This is a genomic window from Acidovorax sp. 1608163 (genome assembly GCF_003669015.1).
In the GTDB taxonomy this organism is placed as follows: domain Bacteria; phylum Pseudomonadota; class Gammaproteobacteria; order Burkholderiales; family Burkholderiaceae_C; genus Acidovorax.
The window spans coordinates 2,332,349-2,354,727 of the sequence record NZ_CP033069.1; the positions used below are offsets into that span (position 1 = coordinate 2,332,349).

At 65.0% G+C, this 22,379-nt stretch carries 20 protein-coding genes and 3 pseudogenes; 12 read left to right on the forward strand and 11 right to left on the reverse strand.

The features are described from left to right. Positions 1-21: 21 nt before the first annotated feature. From EAG14_RS10435 to EAG14_RS10450, 4 genes are read right to left on the reverse strand one after another with little or no spacing between them, the layout of a single operon-like run. Positions 22-1,428 (reverse strand): MATE family efflux transporter, encoded by a 1,407-nt coding sequence (locus EAG14_RS10435; protein WP_121728810.1) that lies wholly within the window; start codon positions 1,426-1,428, stop codon positions 22-24. Then, positions 1,425-1,934, reverse strand: coding sequence for a MaoC family dehydratase (locus EAG14_RS10440; protein ID WP_121728811.1), 510 nt, complete (start codon positions 1,932-1,934; stop codon positions 1,425-1,427). Before EAG14_RS10440 ends, EAG14_RS10435 begins: the two co-directional genes overlap by 4 nt. Positions 1,935-1,976: 42 nt before the next feature. Then, on the reverse strand, positions 1,977-3,254 hold the full coding sequence (locus tag EAG14_RS10445; protein ID WP_240457000.1) for an MFS transporter: 1,278 nt from the start codon (positions 3,252-3,254) through the stop codon (positions 1,977-1,979). Further along, positions 3,244-3,744 carry a MarR family winged helix-turn-helix transcriptional regulator gene (locus EAG14_RS10450; protein WP_099655452.1) on the reverse strand — a complete coding sequence of 167 codons (501 nt, stop codon included), beginning with the start codon at positions 3,742-3,744 and terminating at the stop codon, positions 3,244-3,246. The genes EAG14_RS10445 and EAG14_RS10450 overlap by 11 nt, the downstream gene beginning before the upstream one ends. Positions 3,745-3,817: 73 nt before the next feature. On the opposite strand from EAG14_RS10450, the gene EAG14_RS10455 reads away from it, so the two are divergent. After that, positions 3,818-4,369 (forward strand): PaaI family thioesterase, encoded by a 552-nt coding sequence (locus tag EAG14_RS10455; RefSeq protein ID WP_121728812.1) that lies wholly within the window; start codon positions 3,818-3,820, stop codon positions 4,367-4,369. Next, positions 4,366-4,779, forward strand: a complete 414-nt coding sequence (gene gloA / locus EAG14_RS10460; RefSeq protein WP_099655450.1) for a lactoylglutathione lyase — start codon at positions 4,366-4,368, stop codon at positions 4,777-4,779. Before EAG14_RS10455 ends, gloA begins: the two co-directional genes overlap by 4 nt. Positions 4,780-4,904: 125 nt before the next feature. Here the strand turns inward: gloA and EAG14_RS10465 are convergent. Next, positions 4,905-5,509 (reverse strand): annotated as a pseudogene (locus EAG14_RS10465) (isochorismatase family protein). 272 nt (positions 5,510-5,781) lie between these two features. Here EAG14_RS10465 and EAG14_RS10470 point away from each other — a divergent pair. Further along, complete coding sequence (locus EAG14_RS10470) at positions 5,782-6,369, forward strand: C40 family peptidase (protein ID WP_121728813.1); 588 nt, start codon at positions 5,782-5,784, stop codon at positions 6,367-6,369. Positions 6,370-6,417: 48 nt separating this feature from the next. Here EAG14_RS10470 and EAG14_RS10475 read toward each other — a convergent pair whose 3' ends face one another. After that, positions 6,418-6,726 (reverse strand): hypothetical protein, encoded by a 309-nt coding sequence (locus tag EAG14_RS10475; RefSeq protein ID WP_205603510.1) that lies wholly within the window; start codon positions 6,724-6,726, stop codon positions 6,418-6,420. 290 nt (positions 6,727-7,016) lie between these two features. On the opposite strand from EAG14_RS10475, the gene EAG14_RS10480 reads away from it, so the two are divergent. After that, positions 7,017-7,268: a GlsB/YeaQ/YmgE family stress response membrane protein gene (locus EAG14_RS10480; protein ID WP_099658630.1), complete on the forward strand. Its 252-nt coding sequence runs from the start codon at positions 7,017-7,019 to the stop codon at positions 7,266-7,268. A 100-nt stretch (positions 7,269-7,368) separates the two neighbouring features. Here EAG14_RS10480 and EAG14_RS23320 read toward each other — a convergent pair. From EAG14_RS23320 to EAG14_RS10495, 4 genes and pseudogenes are all read right to left on the reverse strand, one after another. Next, positions 7,369-8,705 (reverse strand): annotated as a pseudogene (locus tag EAG14_RS23320) (tannase/feruloyl esterase family alpha/beta hydrolase). Then, positions 8,702-9,091: pseudogene (locus EAG14_RS23325) on the reverse strand (tannase/feruloyl esterase family alpha/beta hydrolase); the annotation flags it as partial. The pseudogenes EAG14_RS23320 and EAG14_RS23325, both read right to left, overlap by 4 nt. Positions 9,092-9,137: 46 nt before the next feature. Then, the gene (locus tag EAG14_RS10490) at positions 9,138-10,160 is read right to left on the reverse strand and encodes a tripartite tricarboxylate transporter substrate binding protein (RefSeq protein ID WP_121730413.1); all 1,023 of its coding nucleotides are present in this window, start codon (positions 10,158-10,160) and stop codon (positions 9,138-9,140) included. A 99-nt stretch (positions 10,161-10,259) separates the two neighbouring features. Beyond that, complete coding sequence (locus EAG14_RS10495; protein ID WP_121728814.1) at positions 10,260-10,736, reverse strand: DUF3237 domain-containing protein; 477 nt, start codon at positions 10,734-10,736, stop codon at positions 10,260-10,262. Positions 10,737-10,858: 122 nt separating this feature from the next. On the opposite strand from EAG14_RS10495, the gene EAG14_RS10500 reads away from it, so the two are divergent. From EAG14_RS10500 to EAG14_RS10530, 7 genes are all read left to right on the forward strand, one after another. Then, positions 10,859-11,695, forward strand: coding sequence for a LuxR C-terminal-related transcriptional regulator (locus tag EAG14_RS10500; RefSeq protein WP_205603511.1), 837 nt, complete (start codon positions 10,859-10,861; stop codon positions 11,693-11,695). A 160-nt stretch (positions 11,696-11,855) separates the two neighbouring features. Then, positions 11,856-12,113, forward strand: coding sequence for a PepSY domain-containing protein (locus tag EAG14_RS10505; RefSeq protein ID WP_099741155.1), 258 nt, complete (start codon positions 11,856-11,858; stop codon positions 12,111-12,113). Positions 12,114-12,160: 47 nt separating this feature from the next. Beyond that, positions 12,161-12,706, forward strand: coding sequence for a cytochrome b/b6 domain-containing protein (locus EAG14_RS10510; RefSeq protein WP_121728815.1), 546 nt, complete (start codon positions 12,161-12,163; stop codon positions 12,704-12,706). Positions 12,707-12,720: 14 nt separating this feature from the next. Continuing rightward, on the forward strand, positions 12,721-13,386 hold the full coding sequence (locus EAG14_RS10515; protein ID WP_121728816.1) for a response regulator transcription factor: 666 nt from the start codon (positions 12,721-12,723) through the stop codon (positions 13,384-13,386). Continuing rightward, positions 13,373-14,740: a HAMP domain-containing sensor histidine kinase gene (locus EAG14_RS10520; RefSeq protein WP_121728817.1), complete on the forward strand. Its 1,368-nt coding sequence runs from the start codon at positions 13,373-13,375 to the stop codon at positions 14,738-14,740. Before EAG14_RS10515 ends, EAG14_RS10520 begins: the two co-directional genes overlap by 14 nt. A gap of 253 nt (positions 14,741-14,993) precedes the next feature. Further along, the gene (locus EAG14_RS10525; protein ID WP_121728818.1) at positions 14,994-15,488 is read left to right on the forward strand and encodes a hypothetical protein; all 495 of its coding nucleotides are present in this window, start codon (positions 14,994-14,996) and stop codon (positions 15,486-15,488) included. Positions 15,489-15,545: 57 nt separating this feature from the next. Further along, positions 15,546-18,467 carry a DEAD/DEAH box helicase gene (locus tag EAG14_RS10530; RefSeq protein ID WP_121728819.1) on the forward strand — a complete coding sequence of 974 codons (2,922 nt, stop codon included), beginning with the start codon at positions 15,546-15,548 and terminating at the stop codon, positions 18,465-18,467. Positions 18,468-18,601: 134 nt separating this feature from the next. Here EAG14_RS10530 and EAG14_RS10535 read toward each other — a convergent pair whose 3' ends face one another. After that, positions 18,602-20,854: a cation-translocating P-type ATPase gene (locus tag EAG14_RS10535; RefSeq protein ID WP_121728820.1), complete on the reverse strand. Its 2,253-nt coding sequence runs from the start codon at positions 20,852-20,854 to the stop codon at positions 18,602-18,604. A gap of 323 nt (positions 20,855-21,177) precedes the next feature. Here EAG14_RS10535 and EAG14_RS10540 point away from each other — a divergent pair, with 323 nt between their 5' ends. After that, the gene (locus EAG14_RS10540; RefSeq protein WP_121728821.1) at positions 21,178-22,359 is read left to right on the forward strand and encodes an HPP family protein; all 1,182 of its coding nucleotides are present in this window, start codon (positions 21,178-21,180) and stop codon (positions 22,357-22,359) included. Positions 22,360-22,379: the final 20 nt, after the last annotated feature.

A 22,379-nucleotide genomic window follows, 5' to 3' on the forward strand; every position in this document is an offset into this window, starting at 1 on the left:
AGCGCCCAATTTCTTTCAATATCATGCTTGCGCCACATGCCGCAGCAGCCCTGACATGCTGCGTGGCCACCCCACCCGGCCAAACCAGGCGCCACCCGCAATCGCCCAGGCGTTGACCAGCCCGTAGAGCACCAACGCCACGCCCTGCGCAGCGAAAACGGCCTGCAAGCCGCCGCCCCAGCGCAAGGCCAGCCCACCACCGGCCACGGCCACGGCGAGGCGCGCGATGTTGCCGATCACAGGCCACATCAGGCGCCCTGCCCCTTGCGAGGCAAAGTACAGCACCAGGCCCAGCCCGAAAAAGCCATACACCGGGCCCACCGTGCGCAGATAGAGCGCGCCGGATTCGAGCATGGCCGGGTCGCTGTTGAACAGCCGCAGCCAGGTGGCTGGATACGTGGCTGCCCACAATCCGATGGCCTCGGCCATGGCAAAGGCCATCGCAGCACCGATCCAGGTGGCGCGCAGGGCGCGCTCGCGCTGGCCGGCTCCGATGCACGTGCCCACCATGGCCACCAGCGGGGCACCCAGGCCAAACACCAGGGGTACCAGCAGGTATTCCAGCCGCGACGCCGTGCCATAGCCTGCGATGGCTGCCGTGCCAAAACCGCCCACCAGCGCCGTTGTCACGCCAATCGCCAGGTTGGTCGCCACGGTGGAGGCGGTGCCCACCAGACCCACGCGCAGGATGTCCTTGAACAGCGCCCAGCGAAAGCGGATGTGGGCCAGTGATGGCCGAAGTAGGCTGCGCGGCGACCAGAGGTAGGCTGCCAGCACCACACTGCCCACCGCGTAGTACGCCATCAGTGCCAGCGCACCGCCCGCAATGCCCATGCCCGGCAGCGGCCCCCAGCCAAAGATGAGCAAGGGCGACAGCGGCACCAGGACAAAGGCGCCCAGCACCGTCACATACGCAGGCACGGCCATGTTGCCCGTGCCGCGGATCACGGCCGATAGGGTGTTGAACAGCCAGACCAGCACTGCGCCCGCGAACACCCAGTTGGAATACACCAGTGCGGCCTCCAGCGCCCCACCTGTGCCGCCCATGCGGGCGTAGAGCCAGCGCCCTCCTCCGACCACGCCTACGGTGAAAACGAGCGCAAACACCGCCGCTATCACCAGTGCGTGCAGCACCAGCGCATCGGCATCCTGGCGCCGGCGGGCGCCCAGCGCGCGCGCAATCGCCGATGCGATGCCGCCGCCCATGGCGCCTGCGGACGTCATCTGCATCAGCATGACCACCGGAAACACCAGCGCCATACCCGCCAAGGCGTCCGTGCCCAGCTGGCCCACGAAGTAGGTCTCGATGAGCCCGACGCCAGCTTGCGCCAGCATCACCAGCACATTGGGAGCCGCCAGCCGCAGCAGCGTGGGCGCGATGGGCGCCTCCAGCAGCATGCGGGTGCGCGGGTTCAGGGCCTCGGTCATGGGGCCCCCGCGCCATCGGCTGCGGGCTTGCGCGGCACCACGATGCGCACGGTGGACAGCTGCAGCACATCGCCATGCTGGTTGCGGGTTTCGCTGCGCACGGTGACCATGCCGCGGTCGGGTTTGGATTTAGAGGGTTGGATTTGCACAACCTCGCTCACCACATGCAGCACATCTGTGGCGCGCGTGGGGCGGGGCCAGCTCAGCTCGCCCCCTGCTCCGATGATGCCGCCCGCAATGGGCAGGCCGCTCGTCACTTGCAGGCGCATGGTCACGGCGGCGGTGTGCCAGCCGCTAGCGGCCAGCCCGCCAAACAGTGTGGCGCGGCCCGCCGCTTCGTCGAGGTGAAAGGGTTGCGGATCAAACTGCGCGGCGAACGCCTTGATCTGGCCCTCGTCCATGGCGTGTTCGCCGCTGGTGAACTGGTTGCCAACGGCAAGATCGTCCAGGTACAGCGGTTGTGACATTTCAGGCGATGCGGCGGCTGCCGCCAGGTGGGAAGTCATGGCAGGTTGCTTTCGGCGGTGGAGAAAATGAAGTGTGTCGGGTCAGGCGGCGGCAGGCGCCGTGCTGCGCGCCAGCAGTGCTTCTCGGATGGGCAGGTTCACCAGGGCAGCCCCGGCAGCCAGCGCGATGTCGATGTACCAGACCCAGTCATAGCTGCCCGTGGCCTGGAACACACTGCCGCCCAGGTAGGCACCCAGAAAACCACCGATCTGGTGCGACAGCATCACGATGCCAAACAGCATGGCCATATTGGCCGTGCCAAACATCTTGGCCACCAGCCCCACCGTGGGCGGGACTGTAGAGAGAAAGGTCACCCCCATCACGGCGGCAAAAATCATCACCACCGCCGGTGTTTTGGGCGCAAAAAGGAAGACCAGCACCGCCACGCCACGCGTCGCATACAGCAGCGAGAGCAGCGACTTCATGCGCCAGCGCCCTACCGCCCAGCCCATGCCCAGGCTGCCAATGATGTTGAACAGACCAATCACCGCCAGGGCCCAGCCGCCCACTTCAGGGGGCAGCCCGCAGGCGGCAATCACGCCGGGCAAGTGGGTGGCCAGGAAGGCCACATGAAAACCACACACCAAGAAACCCACCGCCAGATAGCGGTAACTGGGGGTGGCCAGCGCCTGGGCCACGGCCTCGCGGGCCGTCAGTGCCTTTTGGCCGGATGCCGCTGCGGCCTGCGCTGCGAGCGCATTGGAATTCCCCTTGAGCGCCCACACCGCGGGCAATGCCAGCAGCACCATCACCCCCAGCCACTGCATGGCGCTGGCCCAGCCCACGGCCGCCGTCAGGCTGATGGCGATGGGCGCCATGACGAACTGGCCAAACGAGCCGCCCGCGTTGACGATACCGCTGGCAAGGCCCCGTTGGTGCGCGGGCACCAGCCGTGCCGTGGCCGCCATCAGCACGGAGGGGCCGGCCATCCCTGCCCCACCCGCTGCGAGCACGCCGATCGCAAAAATCAGGCCCCAGGTGCTGGTCATGTAGGGGGTGATGAACGTGCCCAGTGCCACCAGCGCCACACCCAGCAGAATGACCCGGCCGGTGCCAATGCGGTCGGCCACTGCTCCCGCAAAAGGCTGCGTCAGGCCCCACCAGAGCTGGCCGAATGCAAACGCCAGGCTGATGCTGCCAATGCCCAGTGCGGTGGAGGTGTTCAGCGCCGAAAGGAACAGCCCCATGGTCTGCCGCGTGCCCATGGTCAGTGCGAAGGTGCCTGCCGCAGCCAGCAGCACAAGCCACAGTGCCAGCGGCGCGGTGGCGCTGGCTTGGGGGCCGGCCTGGGCGGCAGCGTTGTGCGTTTTATTCGTCATGACCAGCCTCCTGGGCAGGCAGCGCCGCCAGCAGCGCGAGTGAATCATCGACCAGCGCATGCAACGCCATCACGCGCTCCGCACCCAGGGCGCTGTTCAACGCCAGTTGCGCGGCTTTCCAATGGCGCTGTGCTTGCGCACGTTTGTCGCGGCCGGCGTCTGTGATGTGTACCAGGCGGCTGCGGGCATCGGCACCGGCCTCCAGCGTCACCCACCCCGCGTCCACCAGGGGGCGCAGGTTGCGCGTCAGCGTGGAGGCATCCATCTTCATGGCCACAGCCAGATCGCTGGGGCGAATGGGGCCCAGCTTGAGCACATGCGACAGCAGCGAATACTGCGTGGTCTTGAGATCGCACTTCGCCATTTCGATGTCGTAATGGTTGGCGACGCGGCGCATCAGTTGGCGCAGCTTGAAGTTGGTACACCCCTGCGGCCCCCCCGCCAAAGCGGGGGAAGCAACAGGTTCGCGGAGGGTGGTGTCGGCTTGCATGGATTTAATTGTATCTGCAATAATTGCATATGCAATACTTTGATTTCCACCACACCACCCACCAGGAAACCCCATGACCCAGCACAACCACCTTGAACACTGGCTTGCGCAAGAACGCGACATCCTCGCCACGCTGGACGCAGGCCCCGGCCCCGGGGTGGCCCGGCGCGACCAGATCGCCCACCTGAACGGCCTGGAGCAAATGCAGGCCATGCTGCGGGGCGAGTTGCCTTATGCTGCCATCGCCAAGACGCTGGACTTTTTGATTGTGGAAGTGGGTGAAGGCACGGCCATCTTTCAGGGCACACCGCGCCTGGAGCACCTCAACCCCATGGGCACGGTGCACGGCGGCTGGTTTGCCACCCTGCTCGACTCTGCTCTCGGCTGTGCCATCCACACCCGCATGGAGCCAGGGCGCGGTTACACCACGGCCGAGCTGGGCATCAACCTGGTCAAAGCCATCACGCCCAAGGTGCAGCGCGTGCGTGCCGAAGGCCGCGTGATCCACTGCGGGCGCCAACTGGCCACGGCCGAGGCGCGCCTGGTGGGGCCAGATGGCACGCTCTACGCTCACGCCACCACCACCTGCTTGGTTTTTGACTTGCCTGCACAATCGAAGGGATGAAATTCCTTCACACGATGCTGCGCGTTGGCAACCTTCAACGCTCGATTGACTTCTACACCCAGGTGCTGGGCATGCAACTGCTGCGCCAGTCCGAAAACCCCGAGTACAAATACTCGCTGGCCTTTTTGGGCTTTGAGGGCGGCAACCCCGCACAGGCCGAGATCGAGCTGACCTACAACTGGGGCGTGGAAAGCTATGAGATGGGCACAGCTTATGGCCACATCGCACTGGGTGTGCCAGACGCGTATGCCGCGTGTGAAAAGATCCGGGCCTCTGGCGGAAACGTGACGCGCGAAGCGGGCCCGGTCAAAGGCGGCACCACCGTGATCGCGTTTGTGACGGACCCTGATGGCTACAAAATTGAGTTGATCCAGCGCGCCGAGGGTGCTGCAGGCGCTGGCTTGCGCTGAAACAAAAAAGGGCGCCTGGGATAGGCGCCCTTTTTGCTCTGTTTTTAGTAGCTGCTAGCGCTTATAGGGCGGGCGCTATATGCCGATTTGGCTCAAAACCACTGGTGCAGTGGCTTGGGCTCAGCTCACTTCACCAGGCCCAGCACATCCTTGAAGTCCGGGTGCTCGCAGGTGCGCAGCCACTCAAATGCCACCATTTCGGTGGTCACCAGCTCTGCCCCGGCGCCCGCCAGGCGGTCGAATGCGGCATCGCGGTTGCGTTCGGTGCGCGAGCCGCAGGCATCGGTCACCACCCACACCTCGAATTCGTCTTCAATCAGGTCCAAAGCCGTTTGCAGCAGGCAGACATGGGCTTCGCAGCCCGCGATCACGATGGTGCCGCGCTCTGGTGCTTGTTGGGCAGGCTTTTGCAGGTGTTTGGGCAGGCTGCGGGCATTGCCGCCTTGCTGCGGCTTGGCGGGGGGCGCAGCCATTCGCCCAGGCCTTCTTCTGCCGCGCTGAAATGCATTTTGGCCAAGGTGCGGGCGCACAGGGCTCGCAACTGCGCATCGTTGGGGCCCAGGCGCGAGGGGTTTTGCTCGGTGCCCCACACCGGCACCTCCATGATTTGCGCCACTTGGGCCAGCAGGCGGGCATTGGCCAACACTGAGGGGCCTTCAAAGATGGCGGGCATCAGGCGTTCCTGGTAGTCCACCAGCACCAATTGGGATTCTTCAGCGTCGAGCAGCATGGTTGTATCGCCCCGGTGGCGTTGATTCATTGAAACAGGCGGCATTGTCGCAGCAGCTGAGCCGTGCCGGGTGCTTGGGCTGCTGGCAGCGGTGGTTTTGGCCAAGGCGTCTTTGGGGCGCGACCTGCTGGATATCAATGCGATGCAGGCGCCAGATTGCAAAAAAATGTCACCTGAGCGACAGCTGCCCCAGGGGGTAACGCCTGACTCAGGTCATGAATCACGGTTTTTACGGGCGGTTTTTTCACCTAACCGTGTTACCCTCCGCCCCCATGTCCAAATGGCTTTGCTCACTTCTCATCGTTTTTGCCTCTGCGGCCCATGCGGCCCCGGTTGACGCAAACTCCGACGAAATCGACCGCCTTTTGACCGATAAAGGCTTTTTCACCCAACTGGAACATGTGCGCCTGAGCATGGCAGACAAGGCGCACACCGTGGCAGACCGTGCCTCGGACCTGGTGGTGAACGCCATGGGTTTCCTGGGCGTACCCTACAAACGGGGTGGCAACAGTGCCGAAACCGGGTTTGACTGCAGTGGTTTTGTGCGGGCCATGTACCAGCAAACCGTGGGCCTGATCTTGCCGCGCCGTGCAGACCAGCAGGCGGCTTCTACCGAAGTCATCGACAAGAAAGAGCTGCAGCCAGGCGATCTGGTGTTCTTCAACACCATGCGCCGCACCTTCAGCCACGTAGGCATCTACGTGGGTGACGGCAAGTTCATCCATTCACCCCGCAGCGGCTCGGAAGTGCGTGTGGAAGACATGCGCCAGACCTACTGGCAGCGCCGCTTCGATGGCGCCCGCCGCGTCACGCCATCGGCCGCCAACCAGTTTGCTGTGCAGGCCGACGACGGCAAGTAAGCCAGCGCAGGCTTGCCGCCTTCGCAGCCCCATTTAGCGTGTTCGCTCTCAGGGCTTGATGTCCACGCTCGTGATGGTGGAACGGATGGGGCCTCCGGTCACATTCACGGGGCGTGCTTCGGGGTTTTTCAATAGTGCTTTGGCTGCGGCCATGTCTTCCGTGTAACGGGCGCGGGCCTGTGCGTTGCAAGCCGTGCGCTCTGTCATCGCTGCTGCCTTGCACTCCTCCAAGCTGATCTTGAGCCCACCACCCGCTTCCCGTATGGCGGTTTGGTAGCGCTGTTGTGGCGTGGTGTCTTCCTGGGCGCCCCGCGCCAGAGAGGCGTCTTCCGCTGTCTGTGCATGCAGGGTGCCCATCGGTAGACACAGGGCCAAGGAGGCTGCCGCGCAAGCGAGGCCAGAGCGGCCCAGGGAAAAATCTCGATGCTTCATTCCAACTCCTTTTCATCAGACGCGTGCGGCCTGCACGCCATGGCTGCCATCATCCTGCGTGGTGCAGCCTGGGCCTGCCAGCGTGTGGCTGTAGCGCGTGCCAGACAAGGCCTACCCGGCCGCATGGCATGGAGGCATGGATAGCGCAGTTGTCTGACAACCCGGGCCCTTCCCGGGCCTTACATTCCAGACTTTATTTTTTGAAAGAAATCTCCATGCTGTCTTTGTTGGGAACCCTGCTTGTGGGTCTGGTGGTGGGTCTGATTGCGCGGGCCGTCAAACCGGGCGATGACAAGCTCGGCTGGATCATGACGGCGCTGCTGGGGGTGGCGGGATCGTTTTTGGCCACCTATGTGGGCGTGGCCATGGGGTGGTATGCACAAGGCGCTGCCGCGGGCTGGTTCGCCTCGGTGATCGGCGCGGTGGTGCTGTTGGTGATTTACAGCCTGGTCAAAAGCAAAGGCTAAGCCAGCCCCGCTGCAAGGCCAGTGTGGCCGTGCAAGAGGTAGGCAGAGGGGCAGACTGGGCGCCCTGCCCTTGTCCGCCCATGCCTGCCGCCTTTACGCGCTAGGGTGCTGTGCAGACAAAGCCGCTGGCATCCTCTACGCTGCCTGTGCCCTTGTATTTGGCAAACTGTGGGTAGGGGCACAGGGGCCGCGTGCGGTTCGGAAAATCAGCGCTGCTGGCCAGGGCCTTGGCGGTGATGCTCTGCGGTGCAATGCCTTTTTCCACCCAATCCACCATGGTCTGGATGGAGTCGAAGTTGTCAGTGGCTGGCCCGCCAGAGCAGTGGTTCATGCCGGGTACCAAAAAGGTCCTTGCAAAGTTCTGGGTGGCGGCCATGCCGCCGTTGTTGGCTGCCAGGCGCTCGTAGTAGTCAATGGTGTCAAACGCCGAGAAGATCGGGTCTGACATGCCGTGGATGAACAGCATCTTGCCCCGCGCTGCTGGAAAGCGGCCAGCTTGTCATCACGGTACGTGTCGTAGATGGCTGAGTAAGCCTCCATGCGGGTGGGGTCCGTGTCAAAGTTGAACTTGAGCGGGTCGAACGCCACATCGGGGGGCGTGAAGAATTCGTTGGTCAGTGCGTCCACCATGAGGGTGATGTAGCGGGCGTCGGGCGTGGCTGTGGTGGAGTTGCCCAGCGTCCAGCTGCGCCAGCCAGAGGCGGCCAAGCCTGCGTCCCAGGGCTGGCCTGTGTAAAGCCCCTTGCCTGCTGAATTGCGTGGGCCGGCAAACACATTTTTGAGTGCGCCCACTTGCGCTGATGACAGGCAACTGTCCGTCTTGCTGCCGCTGCATTGCAGCACGGCGGGGTCGAACGCCTTGCAGGCCTGGAAGTTTTGCGCCAGGCCATCGACCACCCCGTCGGCAGCGTCGCACGTGGCATTGACGGCATTGGCTACCAGCTTGAGATCGCCATTGCTGAAGGCCTGCGACAGGATGCGCTTGCCGCTGGCGTCTTGTGGCGCGATGGCGTTGAACTGGATGGTGTTCCACATGGCGGCCACCGTGGCGCCGCTGGACACGCGCATGGCGGGCGCCCCTGCGGTGATGCCGTCAAAGTAATCTGGAAACCGCTGCGAGAACATCATGCCCTGGCGTCCACCGCCTGAGCAGCCCGAAAAGTACGAGCGGTCTGGCTTGCGGCCATAACGGGTGCTGATGAGCGACTTAGAGGCCACCGCCGTTTTGTCGTACGAGTTGTAGGCGTGGTCAATGCGCGCCTGCGGGTCGGCACCAAAGCTGGCGCTGGTGCCGCTGTGCCCCGCATCGGTGGACACCACGGCAAACCCTTGCCCCAGGGGGATGCGGTGCCGCCCGAGATGCTGGAGCTGAGCGACGTGTCGCGCAAGATGCCGTCGTTGCCCCCACCACCGATGAACAGAAACCGCCCATTCCATTGGTCCGGCAGGCTCAGCTGAAAGCCGATGGCGTAGTTTTTGCCATCCACGCCCACACGGGGGTTGATGCTGCCGGTGACCACGCAGTGCCCAGGCAGAAAGCTGCCCGAAGCGGCGCCGCCAGGGCGGCGGGTGTCCGCAGCTACATAACTGGTGGCCAGCGTGGTGCCGCTGAGCTGGGCCTTGGCGACCAGGTCGGCGCAGGCGGCCGCTGGATTGGTGGTTTCGGTGACCAGCACGGCGCTGCCGCCGCCGCAGGCACTCAACGCCAGCGTCAGCGGTGCCAGCAGTGCTGTGGGCCAGCGGCTGGTGCGCAGTGCGGGGCCCGTTTTGCCGGGTGGGGTTTGAAGGGCCCGGCCGTGGTGTGTTGGGCGTGTTTGGGGCATGGCATGTCTCCTTGTGTTTTTGTGTGCTCTGAAACGCAGCGCAGGATCAGTCGGCCTTGAACCCGGTGGCGGCTACGGCCTTGCCCCAGGTCACGGCGTCGGCCGCAATCACGCGGGCAAACTCCTCGCGGGTGGTGCCGGTCGCGCGAAAGCCAGCGTCTTCCAGCTTGGCCTTGCCATCGGCCGATTGCACGGCCTTGATCACGTCGGCCTGCAGGCGCACCAGGATGTCGGGCGGCGTCTTGCTGGGCGCCACGATGCCAAACCACGAATTGAATTCCAGGCCGCTGTACCCCTGCTCTTTCATGGTGGGTACATCGGGCAACGCGTTGGACCGGGTGCCACCCGTGGTGCCCAGGGCAATCAGCTTGCCCGCTTTCACATTGGGGGCCGCCAGGCCCACGCTGGCAAAGACGCCCTGGACATCGCCACCAAACAAGCCCCCCAGCGCGTCGGCCGTGCTTTTGTAGTGCACGGGCTCGGGCTTGAGCTTGACGGCCTCGCCAAACATGAAGGCGCCAAAGTGGCCCGGGGTGCCTGCACCAAATGTGGCCAGGAACAGCCCCTTTTGCTGCTGTGTCCAGGCCACAAAATCTTTGACGTTGCGCGCGGGCACCTTTTGCGGGTTGACCAGCAAGGCAAAGTCTGCAGTGACAACCTGGCTGACTGCGGCAAAGTCCTTTTGCGGGTCGTAGGGCAGCTTGTTGTAGCTGCTGGGGGCAATGCTAAGCTGGCCCGTTTCGCCCAGCATCAGCGTGTAGCCATCGGGGGTTGCGCGTGCGGCCTCGCTCGCGGCAATCAAGCCGCCAGCGCCAGGCTTGTTGTCCACGATGACGCCCAGGTTGCCCCAGCCTTCCGAAAGCTTTTGCGCCAGCAGCCGGGCCACGATGTCTGGCCCCGTGCCTGCGGCAAAGCCCACGATGATGCGCACGGGCTTGTTGGGGTACGGCGCCGTTTGCGCCCAGGCCCCAGTGAAGGGCGCGAGGCCGGTGGCCAGCACCGCAGCCATGCTGGCAAGCCGGAGGGCGCTGCGGCGGTTGGTTGGGGCGGGGTGGGGTTGGTGTGTCATGGCAAAGGTCTCCTGGTGTTTTTCGAGTGCTGGGTGTGATTGGTGTGATGGGCCCATGGCGGGCCGAGAAGCTGATCGTTCTGGCATGTGCTGACGTGTCTACATCACCTCCCAAAAGCGCATGGCCACTGCATCCGGGTAACGGGCGCCGCTGCCGGTGAACAGGCGCTCGGCAATCCAGCGCAAGGTGGGGGACGCGGTTTCAAACTGGGGGCTACAGCGAAAGTAGATGAGCGCCGGGTCCACCAGCTCGCCGCGGGCCAGCTGTGCCATCAGCTCCGCCGGGCCCGCGCGCAAGGCGCGGTTTTGCACATAGACGAGGTCACCGGCATCGGTCTCCAGCGTGTAGCGGGCATCCAGCTCGGCCAGGGTGTCGCTCACGATGAGCTGAAAATCCGCCCCTCCCGCCAGCACCCGCGCTTGCCAGCCATCGCCCGTGGCGTGGCCGCCGGTGATGGGGATCAGGCGGCGCAGGCCATGCACGGTGCGGCCCACCTCTTGGGGGGCGCCCACCTGCACACGCAGGTCGGCAAAAAAGCGCAAACGGGGTTCAGGCAATGGGACAGGTTCGGTCATAGTGGGCTTTGGGGTTTTGGCAAGGTGCAACGCAACCTAGCGTAAGCCCTGTGGCGCTTGATTCGCGTCATCCCTGAAGATGACACGATGACTTTCACCTGCCGTTGCGCTGCATACCACCCATGAGGCACTGGCTCCCAGCAAGCACCTTGGGCGATGGCATTGCGCCGCCCACTCACGGCACGGTCGCGGCCCTGGGCGGCATGGTCCAGCGGCTGGGCGATGCCGGCTTTGCCAGCGGCTTGCTGCAAGAGCTGGCCCCTGTGCTGCCCGCCGCGTCGTGGTCGGTGTACCGCACAGGGCGCCATTGCCAGCCCACGCTGTTCATGTCCGCCAGCCACGGCATTCCAGACACCACGCGAGATTGCTGGTGGGCCTACCTCTCAGGCCCTTATCGCAGCGACCGCACTTGGGGGGAATCGGTCGCAGCCGCTCCCAGCACCCGCTTGTGCCACCTCACCGCCAGCGAAGTGGGCGGCGAACACCAGGCGCGCGTGTATGAGGCCCACGGCATGGCCGAGCGGGTCTCCATTGTCGAGCACGAAAACGATGGCGCCGTGTTTGCCGTCAACTTTTACCGCCACCAGCACCAACGGCCGTTTCTGGACCGGCAGATCAGCGACTTTGAAACCATGGCCCCCGTACTGCTGGCCCTGGCGCGCAAGCACATTGCCCTGGCCCAGCACCAGCCTGTGGCCTTGCCAAACACCCCCAACCCACTCCAGGGCTTGCCCCAGCAATTGCCTGCGCTGCGCGAGCGCCTGCTGCGTGCCCATGCGGGCCTGACCGAGCGCGAGCTCGACGTGTGCACCCGCCTGCTGCAGGGGATGACGCAAGAGGGTATTGCCTGCGACTTGGGCCTGAGCCTGCCCACCGTCAAAACCTACCGAAACCGCGCTTTTGGCCGCCTGGGCATCCATTTTCGCAACGAGTTGTTTGCGCTGGCGCTGGGCCACTAAGAACCTGTTCTAAGCCTTGGCAGGCGGCGCTGTCGCCAGGCACCCCTCCTCTTTTCAAAGGGCCCTCGCCCTTCATCCCCTCTTAATCTTGACCGCTTCCAATGCAGTTCGTGGGCAGACAGCCTGCGCCTTCTCGGTTCATCTTCTTTGAAAGTTACCCATGAAACTGCACATCACCGCACTCGTTTTGGCCCTTGGTTCTGCTGCTGCATTTGCTGGCCCCACCTGCAATGTTCCGCAAGACAAATGGATGAAAGAGGCCGACTTCAAGGCCGGGCTGGAAAAGCAGGGCTACCAGATCCGCACCTTCAAGGTCAGCAAGGGCAAGTGCTACGAAATCTACGGCTTGGACAAAGCTGGCAAAAAGGTGGAAATCTATTTCGACCCCGCCACTGGCGCTGAACTCGAACGCAAGTAAAGCAACGTCGCGCAGACCGACCCAGGCCATTGCCAAGCGAGTTGCCCATGAAACCTAGCCCTTCTGATCAAGCCCCCTCAGCCACCAAAGTGTGGGACCCGTTCGTTCGCATTTTTCACTGGAGCCTGGTCACCTGCGTGGTCTTGAACCAGTTTGTGCTGGAAGACGGCAAAACTGCGCACGAGTGGGTGGGCTACACCGCCAGTGCGCTGGTGTTGGCGCGCGTGGTGTGGGGCTTCGTGGGCAGCAGGCACGCGCGGTTCAGCGACTTCTTCCCCACCCCTGGCCGACTGCTCCGCCACGTGCAGGCCCTGCGCCAGGGTCAGCACTTGCACTATGAGGGGCATAACCCACTGGGCGCTCTGATGATGCTGGCGTTGATGGCGCTTGTGCTGGCCCTGGGCGCCACGGGCTGGCTGCAAACCACTGACGCATTGTTTGGCGAAGAATGGCTGATGGAACTGCACGAGAGCTTGGCGCAAGCGCTGCTTTGGGCTGCAGGATTGCACGCGGTGGCGGCCATTGCCATGGGGTGGCTTGAGCGCGTGCGCCTGGTGCGTGCGATGGTCACGGGTGTGAAGCAGCGTTATTGAGACGAAGGCCCCAGGTGCGACTGCTGTTGTTGGAAGACGACCTGACGTTGGGCGAAGGCCTGCGGGACTATCTTGAGCAGGACGGTTACCTGGTGGACTGGTGCTCCACGCTGGCACAAACCCGGGTGTTGGCCTCCGATCCTTACGACGCGTGGCTGCTCGACTGGAATTTGCCCGACGGATCCGCCCTGGACTGGCTGCGGGGCCTGCGCTCCAAAGGGGCCAAGACCCCGGCGCTGGTGCTTACCGCGCGGGATTTGCTCAGCGACCGCATTCACGGCCTGGACAGCGGGGCAGATGATTTCCTGGTCAAGCCCTTTGCCCCTGAAGAACTGTGCGCCCGCCTGCGCGCCCTGTTCCGGCGCATGGCGGGTGGCACCCCTTGCAAGACGTTTGGAGCCGTGGACGTGGCTTTGGCCGACAAGACCGTGCGCCTGCACGGCCAGCGGGTGGAGCTGACGGCCCGCGAATGGGCGGTGCTGGAGGCCTTGGTGCTGCGCGCAGGGCGCACCGTTTCAGCCGCCGACCTGGAGGCGCTGGTGCTAGGGCTGGACAGTGAACTCAGCAGCAACGCCCTACAGGTACACGTTTTTCACCTGCGCAGCAAACTGGGCAAAGGTCTGATTCAGACAGTGCGTGGCTTGGGTTACCGGATAGAGGCACCCCATGCCATTGGCTGATGGCCTGCGCGCGGCCCATCCTCCGTCCATTCGTGGCCGATTGACGCAATCGCTCCTGTGGACCGCCATTGCTTTTGGTTTGCTGACCACACTGGTCGTCTGGCTGGTGATGGCCCATGAGATGGGTGAGCTGATGGACCAGGAGCTGCGCGAGACTGCCGAGATTTTTCATGGGGTGTTGGCAGCCCAGCCCGCCGAATCGGCAGGTGGCCCATTGAACGCCACTGCAGGCCCGCACTTTGGGTACGAGGAGCACTTGGTCTGGCAAGTGATCGACGCAGTGACGTTCGAGGTGCGGCAGCGCTCCCACAAGGCACCTGCACAGCCTTTGCTGGCGAAGGCCGACACCAAAGCCCTCTGGACTGCCGATGGTCAGTGGCGCGCCTTTGCCTTGCCCTTGAGCCCACAGGCAACGCACTATTTGGTGGTGGCACAAAGCCGCAATGAGCGCGATGAGGCACGCAGCGAGGTGGTGCTCTACACGCTGGGCGCAGCCCTTTCGTTGGGGCTGCTCTCTGCGTTGTGGATGAGCTGGCGCATCCGCCAGGAACTCAGCCCGCTGGGGGCCTTGAGCCAAGACGTGCAACGCTACGACCCCCTGCGCCCCGAGACGACACCCCGGGCTGAGCCCAGGGCGGAGCTGGTGCCTATCGAAGCTTCGGTGACTGAGCTGGGGCAGCGGCTGGCCCGGCGTGTTGTGAGCGAGCGTGCCTTCACCGCCCATGCTGCACATGCCTTGCGCACGCCTGTGGCAGGTATTGATGTGCAACTGGCCCTGGCCATCAAGGAGGCACCCGAAGCCATTCGCCCCCGGCTGGTGCGAGCCCGCGAGGCCGCTGGGCGCCTGGGGCGCGTGATGCAGGCGTTGCTGATGATGTTTCGCAGCGGCATCGAGCCCAAGCGCCAACCGATTGAGCTGGAACCATTTATCCGATCGCTCTCGTTCCACGACTTGAACATCGAGATCCAAGCGCAAGGGCCTCTCTTTGCCGATCCCGATCTGCTTGCGGCCGCTTTGTTGAACCTGCTGGACAACGCCCAGCGTTTCCACGCCCGCACCGTTTCAGTCACGGCATGGAGCCGGGGCGCAGAGACGGTTTTGCGCCTGCAGGATGACGGCGACGGCTGCCCCCCGCAAACCAAGTCGGATCTGCAGCAGGCGCTGCGGCAGCAAGCTTACGCAGAGGGCAGTGCCATGCGTGGGCTGGGCTTGGTTTTGACCGATCTGGTGGTCCGCGCACATGGCGGGCATACTTCCCTACCCGACTGTGCCCAAGGCTTTTGTATTGAGCTTTGCTGGCCAGATCCGGTGCAGGGCCCTTTGGCCCCGCAAGGCCAAAGAGCCACCCCATAAAAATGACCCCGAGAGAGAGACCCCCGATGAGAACCCAACTTCAAACCCCTCACCCCGTAGGCACGGTGCGCTTGTGCGCAGCGCTCTTGGGCCTGGCAAGCGCCCTGGCCGCACATGCCGAGGCACCGATGCACACCGACGATGCCGGCACCCTGGGCCAAGGCACGATGAAGCTGGAGACTGTCATCGGCCGCGATGGCAAAACCCGGGGGGCGAGTTGCTGTGGGGCGCAGGGGTTTTGCCCAACCTGGAGATGGAAGTCTCGCTGGCACGGGCCACAGACCGCAGCACCGCACCATCGACCACGCTGAAAGGGCGTGGGCTGGGGCTGAAATGGGTGCCGTGGCAAAACGAAACGGGTTGGTCCCTGGGGGCGCGGCTGGATGTGGGGCACACCCGTGTGCGCGATCCAGCCACCCCCGTGCGTTTGACCCACCGCGAATACGCGCTCACCGGTTTGGCGACCTACCGCTTTGCGAACGAGCAGGTGCTGCACCTCAACGCGGGGCGCAAATCCACCAAGGTGGATGGCGCGCGCAACAATGCGGCCACCTGGGCTGTGGGGTACGAGCTGCCCTTGGCGCAGCGGCTGCAGTTCACCTCTGAGGTGTTTGGCGAGCGGCACAGCCGCCCCGACAAGGCCGTGGGCCTGCGCTATGAAGTGGCCGATGGGCTCAAGGTCTCTGCCGCAGTGGGCCGGGGCAATGGCCGCACCTTCAGCCAGTTGGGCATGGCCTGGGAGTTTTGAGTCTGGTTCTGGGCGCCGGTGCTAGGCCTCTGGCCAGCACGGCACAATCAGCAGCCTATGTCTGCCCCCGGCGCCCACTCTGCAGAGCCCATTCCACCCAGGTCTGACCGCGCTGCCCTTGTGCAGGCGTGGGTACACGCCCTGCGCAACCAGGCCAGCAGCGCCCAGCTGCAAGCCCTGGCGCCGCTGAGCGACGCCGAGGCCGCCCTCGTGATGGCCCTGCTGCGTGGCGATGCCCACGCGGCGCAGCCCGGGCCACGGCCCAGCGCCCCAGCTGCGGCCAAGCCCAAAAACGCCGACACGGGCATTGCCCCAGGCCATTTCACCCCCCGCATCACCCTGATGACGTTGGGCCGGGGCGATGGCCTGCTGGGCCTGCAACCGCAGGGCAAGCTGGGCCCGCGCGGCGACAGCGTGACACTGGTACAGATCGACTGGACCTACCGCACTGACGGCGGCGCCACCTGGCAGGCGCCTGCGCCTACCTCGATCCTGAACGCCCGCCCTGCCCCCGTGCAGGACCTGTTTGACACCGGCGGCCCTGTGGTGCGCATGCAGCGCAACCTGGCGGCTGAATCCGACGCCATGGACCGCGTGTGGGACCTGGGCCTGACCCCCGTGGATGTCCACAAACTGCAGTGGCGCCACCGCGCAGCCGCCAGCACCTTGGGCCCCGTGTGGACGCTGCCGCAAGAAGCGCACTTTGGCGACTTCTGGGCCGAGCAGATTCCCCAGCTGCGCGCTGAGGGGTGGAGCGTGGTGGTGCGGCCCGGCTTTGCGCACGAAAGCGTGCCCGTGCTGCGCTGGAAGCTGCACATCGCACCCGACACGGGCGAGCTGCTGGGCAAGGAAGTGGACGGCCAGTTGGGTTTGCGCGAACGCCCCGTGCAAAAGCTCATGCTGCCCGAGCGCGAAGGTGCCTGGCTGCTGACGCTGGGCATTGAGATTGACGGCCAAACCCTGGACCTCGCCCCGCTGCTGGCCGACCTGCTGCGCCGCGATGCGCGCTGGCTCAACGCCCAGCAAATGGCCGCCATTGACGACCTGGCCATCATCAAACTGCGCGCCCCGGGCGGCAAACGCATTGAGGCACCGGCCGGGCCACTCAAGGCCATTGTGGGCGCCATGGTCGACCTGCTTACAGACCCCACCCGCAACCAGCGCAAGGACGGCGACCCGCTGCACCTGGGCGCCTGGGAGGCCCGTCGCATCGAGGCCCTGCGTGCCGGGCTGGTGCAGGCCCACCGCGTAGGCACCGTGAACGGCTGGAGCAACGACTGGCAACTGCAGGGCGATGCAGGCCTGGCCCACCTGGCCCAGCGCCTGCGCCGCATCGGCACGCCCCGGCCTGTGGCCGCACCGCAGGGGCTGCAAGTGCAACTGCGCCCGTACCAATTGGAGGGCCTGGCCTGGCTGCAATACCTGCGCGAACAAGGCCTGGGCGGCATCCTGGCCGACGACATGGGCCTGGGCAAAACCGCCCAGGCCCTGGCCCATGTGCTGGCTGAAAAGGAAGCCGCTCGCCTGGCCCGGCCCGCGCTGGTGGTGGTGCCGACCTCGCTGCTGTTCAACTGGCAGGCCGAAGCCGCCCGCATGGCCCCCGGCCTGCGCGTGCTGGTGCTGCACGGGGCCCGCCGGGGCGAGCGCTACCTGCAGGTGGGCGAGCATGACCTCGTGCTGACCACCTACCCCCTGCTGTGGCGCGATGTGGAGGCACTGGCTGCGCAGCCGTTTCATCTACTAATCCTGGACGAAGCCCAGATGGTGAAAAACGCAGGCAGCCGCAGCGCCCGCGCCTTGCGCAAGCTGCAGGCCCCGCACCTGCTGTGCCTGACGGGCACGCCGCTCGAAAACCACCTGGGCGAGCTGTGGGCGCAGTTTGACTTTTTGATGCCCGGCTTTCTGGGCGATGTGCGTAGCTTCAACGCCCGCTGGCGCAAGCCCATTGAGGAAAACGGCGAAACCCTGCGCGCCCAGCTGCTGTCACAGCGCGTGCGCCCGTTCATCCTGCGCCGCCGCAAGCAGGACGTGGCCACCGAACTGCCGCCGCGCACCGAGACGATCCTGCGCGTGCAGTTGCAAGGTAAGCAGCGCGAGCTGTACGAGGCCGTGCGCACCACCGCCGACAAGCAGGTGCGCCGCGCACTGGAGCGCCAGGGCTTTGAAGGCTCGCAAATCGCCATCCTGGACGCGTTGCTCAAGCTGCGCCAAGTCTGCTGCGATCCACGATTGGTCAAGGGCATAAAACAAGGCCCCCACGCTCCGCCGCTGCGCGGGTCGCTGCCCCCCGAGGGGGACGCTTTTTTGCCTTGGGGCGGCCCGGCGGCAAAAAGGACCGCGCAGACGATCGAGCGCGCCAAGCTCGAACTGCTGGCTGACCTGCTACCCGCCCTGGTCGATGAAGGCCGCCGCGTGCTGGTGTTCTCGCAATTCACTGAAATGCTCACGCTGGCGGCAGAGCAACTCGACACCCAGGCCCTGCCCTACCTCACGCTCACGGGCCAGACACCGCCGGGCCAGCGCGGTGCAGTGGTCAAGAGTTTTCAGGCTCAGGACGAAGCCAGCGCGCCCATCCTGCTGGTCAGCCTCAAGGCCGGGGGCGTGGGCCTGAACCTCACCGCCGCCGACACCGTGATCCACCTCGACCCGTGGTGGAACCCTGCTGTGGAAGAACAGGCCACCGCCCGCGCCCACCGCATCGGGCAAGACCAGCCGGTGTTCGTCTACAAGCTGGTGGTGGAAGGCAGCATCGAAGAACGCATGCTGGAGCTGCAGGCCCGCAAAGCCGCGCTGGCCCAAGGCGTGCTGGGCCACGACGCAGAGGGCGCGGTGAAGTTCAGCGAGGCAGACCTGCGCGCCCTGCTGGCCCCTTTGACCGAGCCAGCCAACAACCCGCTGGCCATTCCTGGCGAAGATGCCTTGCGCTGGGGTGGCACCGGCAAGCGGCGGCCCCGGCCGCTGCAGCCGCCTGAAGTTTGAGTGTTTTTTGCCTCTAGCGCTCTCTGAATAAGCGCTAGAAGCTATGCTTTTGCTAGCATTTGCGGTGCAGGAAGGGTGCAAGCGACAAGGCCAATAACCCCCTGGGCCACCCATGAGGCGATGCAGGCCAGCTCTCAGCCCCTTTCTTCGCGTTCAGTGCGCTCAGCGGCCACACCGCGCAACAAGCGCAGGCCATTGGCCACCACCAGCAGGCTGGCCCCCATGTCGGCAAACACCGCCATCCACATCGAGGCATTGCCCAACACCGCCATGGCCAAAAAGGCCCCCTTGATGCCGAGCGCAAACACGATGTTTTGCCACAGCACATTGCGCGTGCGGCGCGATAGGCGGATGACCTCGGGGATGCGGCGCAGGTCGTCGTTCATGATGACGATGTCGGCGGCCTCCATGGCCGTGTCCGTGCCAGCGGCACCCATGGCAATGCCAATGTGCGCGCGCGCCAAAGCGGGGGCGTCGTTGATGCCATCGCCCACCATGGCGGTGGGGCCCAGGTCAACCTGCATGCGCTCGATGGCGGCGAGCTTGTCCTCGGGTAACAGGTTGCCTTGCGCCATGTCGATGCCCGCTTGCCGGGCGATGGCCTGGGCGGTGGACAGGTTGTCGCCCGTCAGCATGACCGAGGCCACGCCCAGCGCGTGCAACTGCGCTATGGCCTCACGGGAGCTGTCCTTGATCGTGTCGGCCACGGCAAACAGCGCCAGCACCTCGTGTGCATTGGCCAGCAGCGTGACGGTGCGGCCCTGGGCCTCGTGCGCGGCCAGCAGCTCCTCCAGGGCCGCAGAGCACAGCCCCCGCTCTTCCACCAAACGGTGGTTGCCAAGCCACAGCGTCTGGCCTTGCAGCTGGGCCAGTTGTGCCTCCACCCCTCGACCCGGTAGGGCCTTGAAGTGGCTCACGCCGCCGGGCCCGTTGGGCAGGCCCTGGGCGATGGCTTTGGAGACGGGGTGGTCGGAATGCCCGGCCAAGTCTGCGGCCCACGCCAGCACGGCGGCTGCGGGCTGCTGGGTGCTCAGCACCTCTTGGGCGACGAGCTTGGGCTTGCCTTCGGTGATGGTGCCGGTCTTGTCCAGCGCGATGGCTTTGAGTTTGTAGGCGTCTTCCAGGTACACACCGCCCTTGATGAGGATGCCCCGGCGTGCGGCGGCGGCCAGGCCGCTGACCACGGTGACGGGGGTTGCAATCACCAGCGCGCAGGGGCAGGCAATGACCAGCAGCACCAGCGCCTTGTACAGCGCCTGCGTCCAGGTGAAGTCCAGCAATACCGGGGTGAGCACGGCCACCAGCAAGGCCATGGCAAATACGGCTGGGGTGTACACCGCAGCGAACCGGTCCACAAACTGCTGAGTGGGGGCCCGTGAGCCTTGGGCCTGCTCCACCGACTGGATGATGCGCGCCAGGGTGGTGTTGTTGGCAGCCGCCGTCACGGCGATTTCGAGGGTGCCGGTTTCATTGATGGTGCCCGCAAACACCAGGTCGCCCTGGGCCTTGTCCACCGGAATGCTCTCCCCTGTGACAGGGGCTTGGTTGACGGCGCTGGTGCCGCTGGTCACCGCCCCATCGAGCGGGATGCGTGCACCGGGCTTGACGCGCACGGTGGCTGCCACGGGCACGTCGGCGGCGGGCTGCAAAGCCCAGCTGCCGTCGCTTTGGCGCACTTCGGCGGTGTCTGGGGTCAGGGCCAGCAGGCTCTTGATGGCGTTGCGGGCGCGGTCCACCGCTCGGCCCTCAATCAATTCAGCGATGGCATACAAGGCCATCACCATGGCAGCCTCGGGCCACTGGCCAATGAGGAAGGCGCCGGTGACGGCTACGGTCATCAGGGCGTTGATGTTCAGGCGCGCCTGCATCAACGCGGCCAGGCCCTTGCGGTAGGTGGAGAAACCCGCCAGCCCGATGGCGCCAGCCGCCAGTGCCATGCCCAGGCCTTTGAACACGGTGGTGTCGGGGGAGAAGAATGACAGGGCCTCTGCCGCAATCGCCAAGCCCAGCGCCAGCGCCATGCGCCACAGGCCTTCGGTGGCGCCATGGGGCTGCGCCCCTGCATCGTCTGTGCCAATGGGCTGCGGGTCAAAGCCCGCCTTGCGGATAGCTGCCACCGCGGCCGGGATGGCATCGGCCGGTGCGTCAATCGTCAAAGTGCGCGCACCCAGCTGAAACCCCAAGCCGCGTATGCCGGGGATGGAGGCCAGCGCGCGCCGGATTTCGCTTTCTTCGGCAGCGCAGTCCATGGCGGCGATGCGAAACACCGTGCCTTGGGTGGCTTGCACAGCCGGTGGTGCGTTGCCTGGCTGGGTGGGGGTGCAGTGGTGGTCGCCGCAGCAGCTGTGTGCAGTGGCGTGGGTGTGGAGGGCTTCGGTGGACTTCATGGTGTGACGGCGTTGTATGCAGTCTATTGGAAACCTTGAAGTGACTTCAATGTCAAGCAGGGGCGAGGTTTCTTCTTTTCGTTTGGCGTGCCAGCCCCTGAAAATGAGGTGATTTATGGGTGTTTTGAGGCTCTGGCGCTTATGAATAAAGCGCTAACAGCTATTGATTTGATAGTGACTTGGACGCAACCCGGGTAACCCCAAAGCCACGGTGCCGTGGCCTGATCGCTAGGATGTGCGGCTGCACAGTTTTGGTGCAAATCTGCCAGCCCTAGACGGGCCAAACACGGGTCATAGACGGCCCACGCCACGGACCCTTTCACGTGCCCAAAAGAATAAGCGCCTGGTTTCACTCCAGGGTGCTCAGCAACACCCTGTCCCTATCGCGCAGCGAACGCTGGAAAGCCAGCCTGGGGGCACTGCTGTGTCTGGCAGCCTGTGGGCTGCTGCTGCGCAGCCTGCCGCTGGATGCCCATTGGCTGCTGGCCCCCGTGGGGGCCAGTGTGGTGATCTTGTTTGTGCAGTTTCACAGCCCGGTGGCGCAGCCCTGGCCTTTGCTGGGCAGCTACCTGGTGGCCACGCTGGTGGGGCTGGCCTGCTCGCACTGGGTGGCGCAGCCCGCGTGGGCCGCGGCCCTGGCGGTAGCGCTGTGCATCTGGCTCATGGCCCGGCTCAATTGCGTGCACCCGCCGGGGGGCGCGCTGGCCTTGTTACTGGTGCTCAACGGGCCTTACACCCCCGCGCAAATGCTGGCCGTGGGCGAGCTGATTGGCATCAACGCTGTGGCCTTGCTGGTGGCCACCTTGCTGATCAACCGATGGGTTTTGCGCCGCCGCTACCCGCACAGCAGCACACCGCCTGGCCTGGGCCACCGCACGCAAGACCGGGCGCCCATAGAGCGCATGGGGCTGACCCATACTGACCTGGAGAGCGCCGTCAAAACGCTCAACACCTTTGTGGACGTGCAGGAAGATGAGCTGGTCGAGATTTACAACCTGGCCGTTGACCATGCGTTTGGGCGCCATGTGGGGCTGACCTGCGCGGACATCATGTCGCGCGATGTCATCACCGCCCACTTTGACACCGACCTGGCCGTGGCTTGGCAGCTGCTGCGCAAGCACAAGATCAAGTCGTTGCCGGTGATCGACCGGTTTGACCGCCTGATCGGCATCGTGACGGTGGCAGACTTTCTGCGCCAGATCGATGCCCAGGCCACGCCTAAAGACCTGGCAACGCTGGTGCAGGCGCTGCTCAAGCGCACCTCGGGGCCTTATGCCGACAAGCCCGAGGTGGTGGGCCAGATCATGAGCCCGGAGGTTTTTACCGCCACACCACAAACACCGCTGTCTGAGCTGATCCGCCAGATCTCGCAGCGCGCCCTGCCCCATGTGCCGGTGATTGACGCGCGGCGCAAGGTGGTGGGCATGGTCACGCAGTCTGACCTGCTGGTGGCGCTGTACAAGAGCATTGCACTGGACCAGGCCAGCCAGTCGGCCAAGGCTTGAGCGCCTGGGGGCTGCGGTGC

What these genes read in the sequence shown, in the direction of transcription:
- EAG14_RS10435 (WP_121728810.1), bottom strand. Translation starts at nt 1,428, where the DNA reads ATGACCGAGGCCCTGAACCCGCGCACCCGCATGCTGCTGGAGGCGCCC.
- EAG14_RS10440 (WP_121728811.1), bottom strand. Translation starts at nt 1,934, where the DNA reads ATGACTTCCCACCTGGCGGCAGCCGCCGCATCGCCTGAAATGTCACAA.
- EAG14_RS10445 (WP_240457000.1), bottom strand. Translation starts at nt 3,254, where the DNA reads ATGACGAATAAAACGCACAACGCTGCCGCCCAGGCCGGCCCCCAAGCC.
- EAG14_RS10450 (WP_099655452.1), bottom strand. Translation starts at nt 3,744, where the DNA reads ATGCAAGCCGACACCACCCTCCGCGAACCTGTTGCTTCCCCCGCTTTG.
- EAG14_RS10455 (WP_121728812.1), top strand. Translation starts at nt 3,818, where the DNA reads ATGACCCAGCACAACCACCTTGAACACTGGCTTGCGCAAGAACGCGAC.
- gloA (WP_099655450.1), top strand. Translation starts at nt 4,366, where the DNA reads ATGAAATTCCTTCACACGATGCTGCGCGTTGGCAACCTTCAACGCTCG.
- EAG14_RS10470 (WP_121728813.1), top strand. Translation starts at nt 5,782, where the DNA reads ATGTCCAAATGGCTTTGCTCACTTCTCATCGTTTTTGCCTCTGCGGCC.
- EAG14_RS10475 (WP_205603510.1), bottom strand. Translation starts at nt 6,726, where the DNA reads ATGGGCACCCTGCATGCACAGACAGCGGAAGACGCCTCTCTGGCGCGG.
- EAG14_RS10480 (WP_099658630.1), top strand. Translation starts at nt 7,017, where the DNA reads ATGCTGTCTTTGTTGGGAACCCTGCTTGTGGGTCTGGTGGTGGGTCTG.
- EAG14_RS10490 (WP_121730413.1), bottom strand. Translation starts at nt 10,160, where the DNA reads ATGACACACCAACCCCACCCCGCCCCAACCAACCGCCGCAGCGCCCTC.
- EAG14_RS10495 (WP_121728814.1), bottom strand. Translation starts at nt 10,736, where the DNA reads ATGACCGAACCTGTCCCATTGCCTGAACCCCGTTTGCGCTTTTTTGCC.
- EAG14_RS10500 (WP_205603511.1), top strand. Translation starts at nt 10,859, where the DNA reads ATGAGGCACTGGCTCCCAGCAAGCACCTTGGGCGATGGCATTGCGCCG.
- EAG14_RS10505 (WP_099741155.1), top strand. Translation starts at nt 11,856, where the DNA reads ATGAAACTGCACATCACCGCACTCGTTTTGGCCCTTGGTTCTGCTGCT.
- EAG14_RS10510 (WP_121728815.1), top strand. Translation starts at nt 12,161, where the DNA reads ATGAAACCTAGCCCTTCTGATCAAGCCCCCTCAGCCACCAAAGTGTGG.
- EAG14_RS10520 (WP_121728817.1), top strand. Translation starts at nt 13,373, where the DNA reads ATGCCATTGGCTGATGGCCTGCGCGCGGCCCATCCTCCGTCCATTCGT.
- EAG14_RS10525 (WP_121728818.1), top strand. Translation starts at nt 14,994, where the DNA reads ATGGAAGTCTCGCTGGCACGGGCCACAGACCGCAGCACCGCACCATCG.
- EAG14_RS10530 (WP_121728819.1), top strand. Translation starts at nt 15,546, where the DNA reads ATGTCTGCCCCCGGCGCCCACTCTGCAGAGCCCATTCCACCCAGGTCT.
- EAG14_RS10535 (WP_121728820.1), bottom strand. Translation starts at nt 20,854, where the DNA reads ATGAAGTCCACCGAAGCCCTCCACACCCACGCCACTGCACACAGCTGC.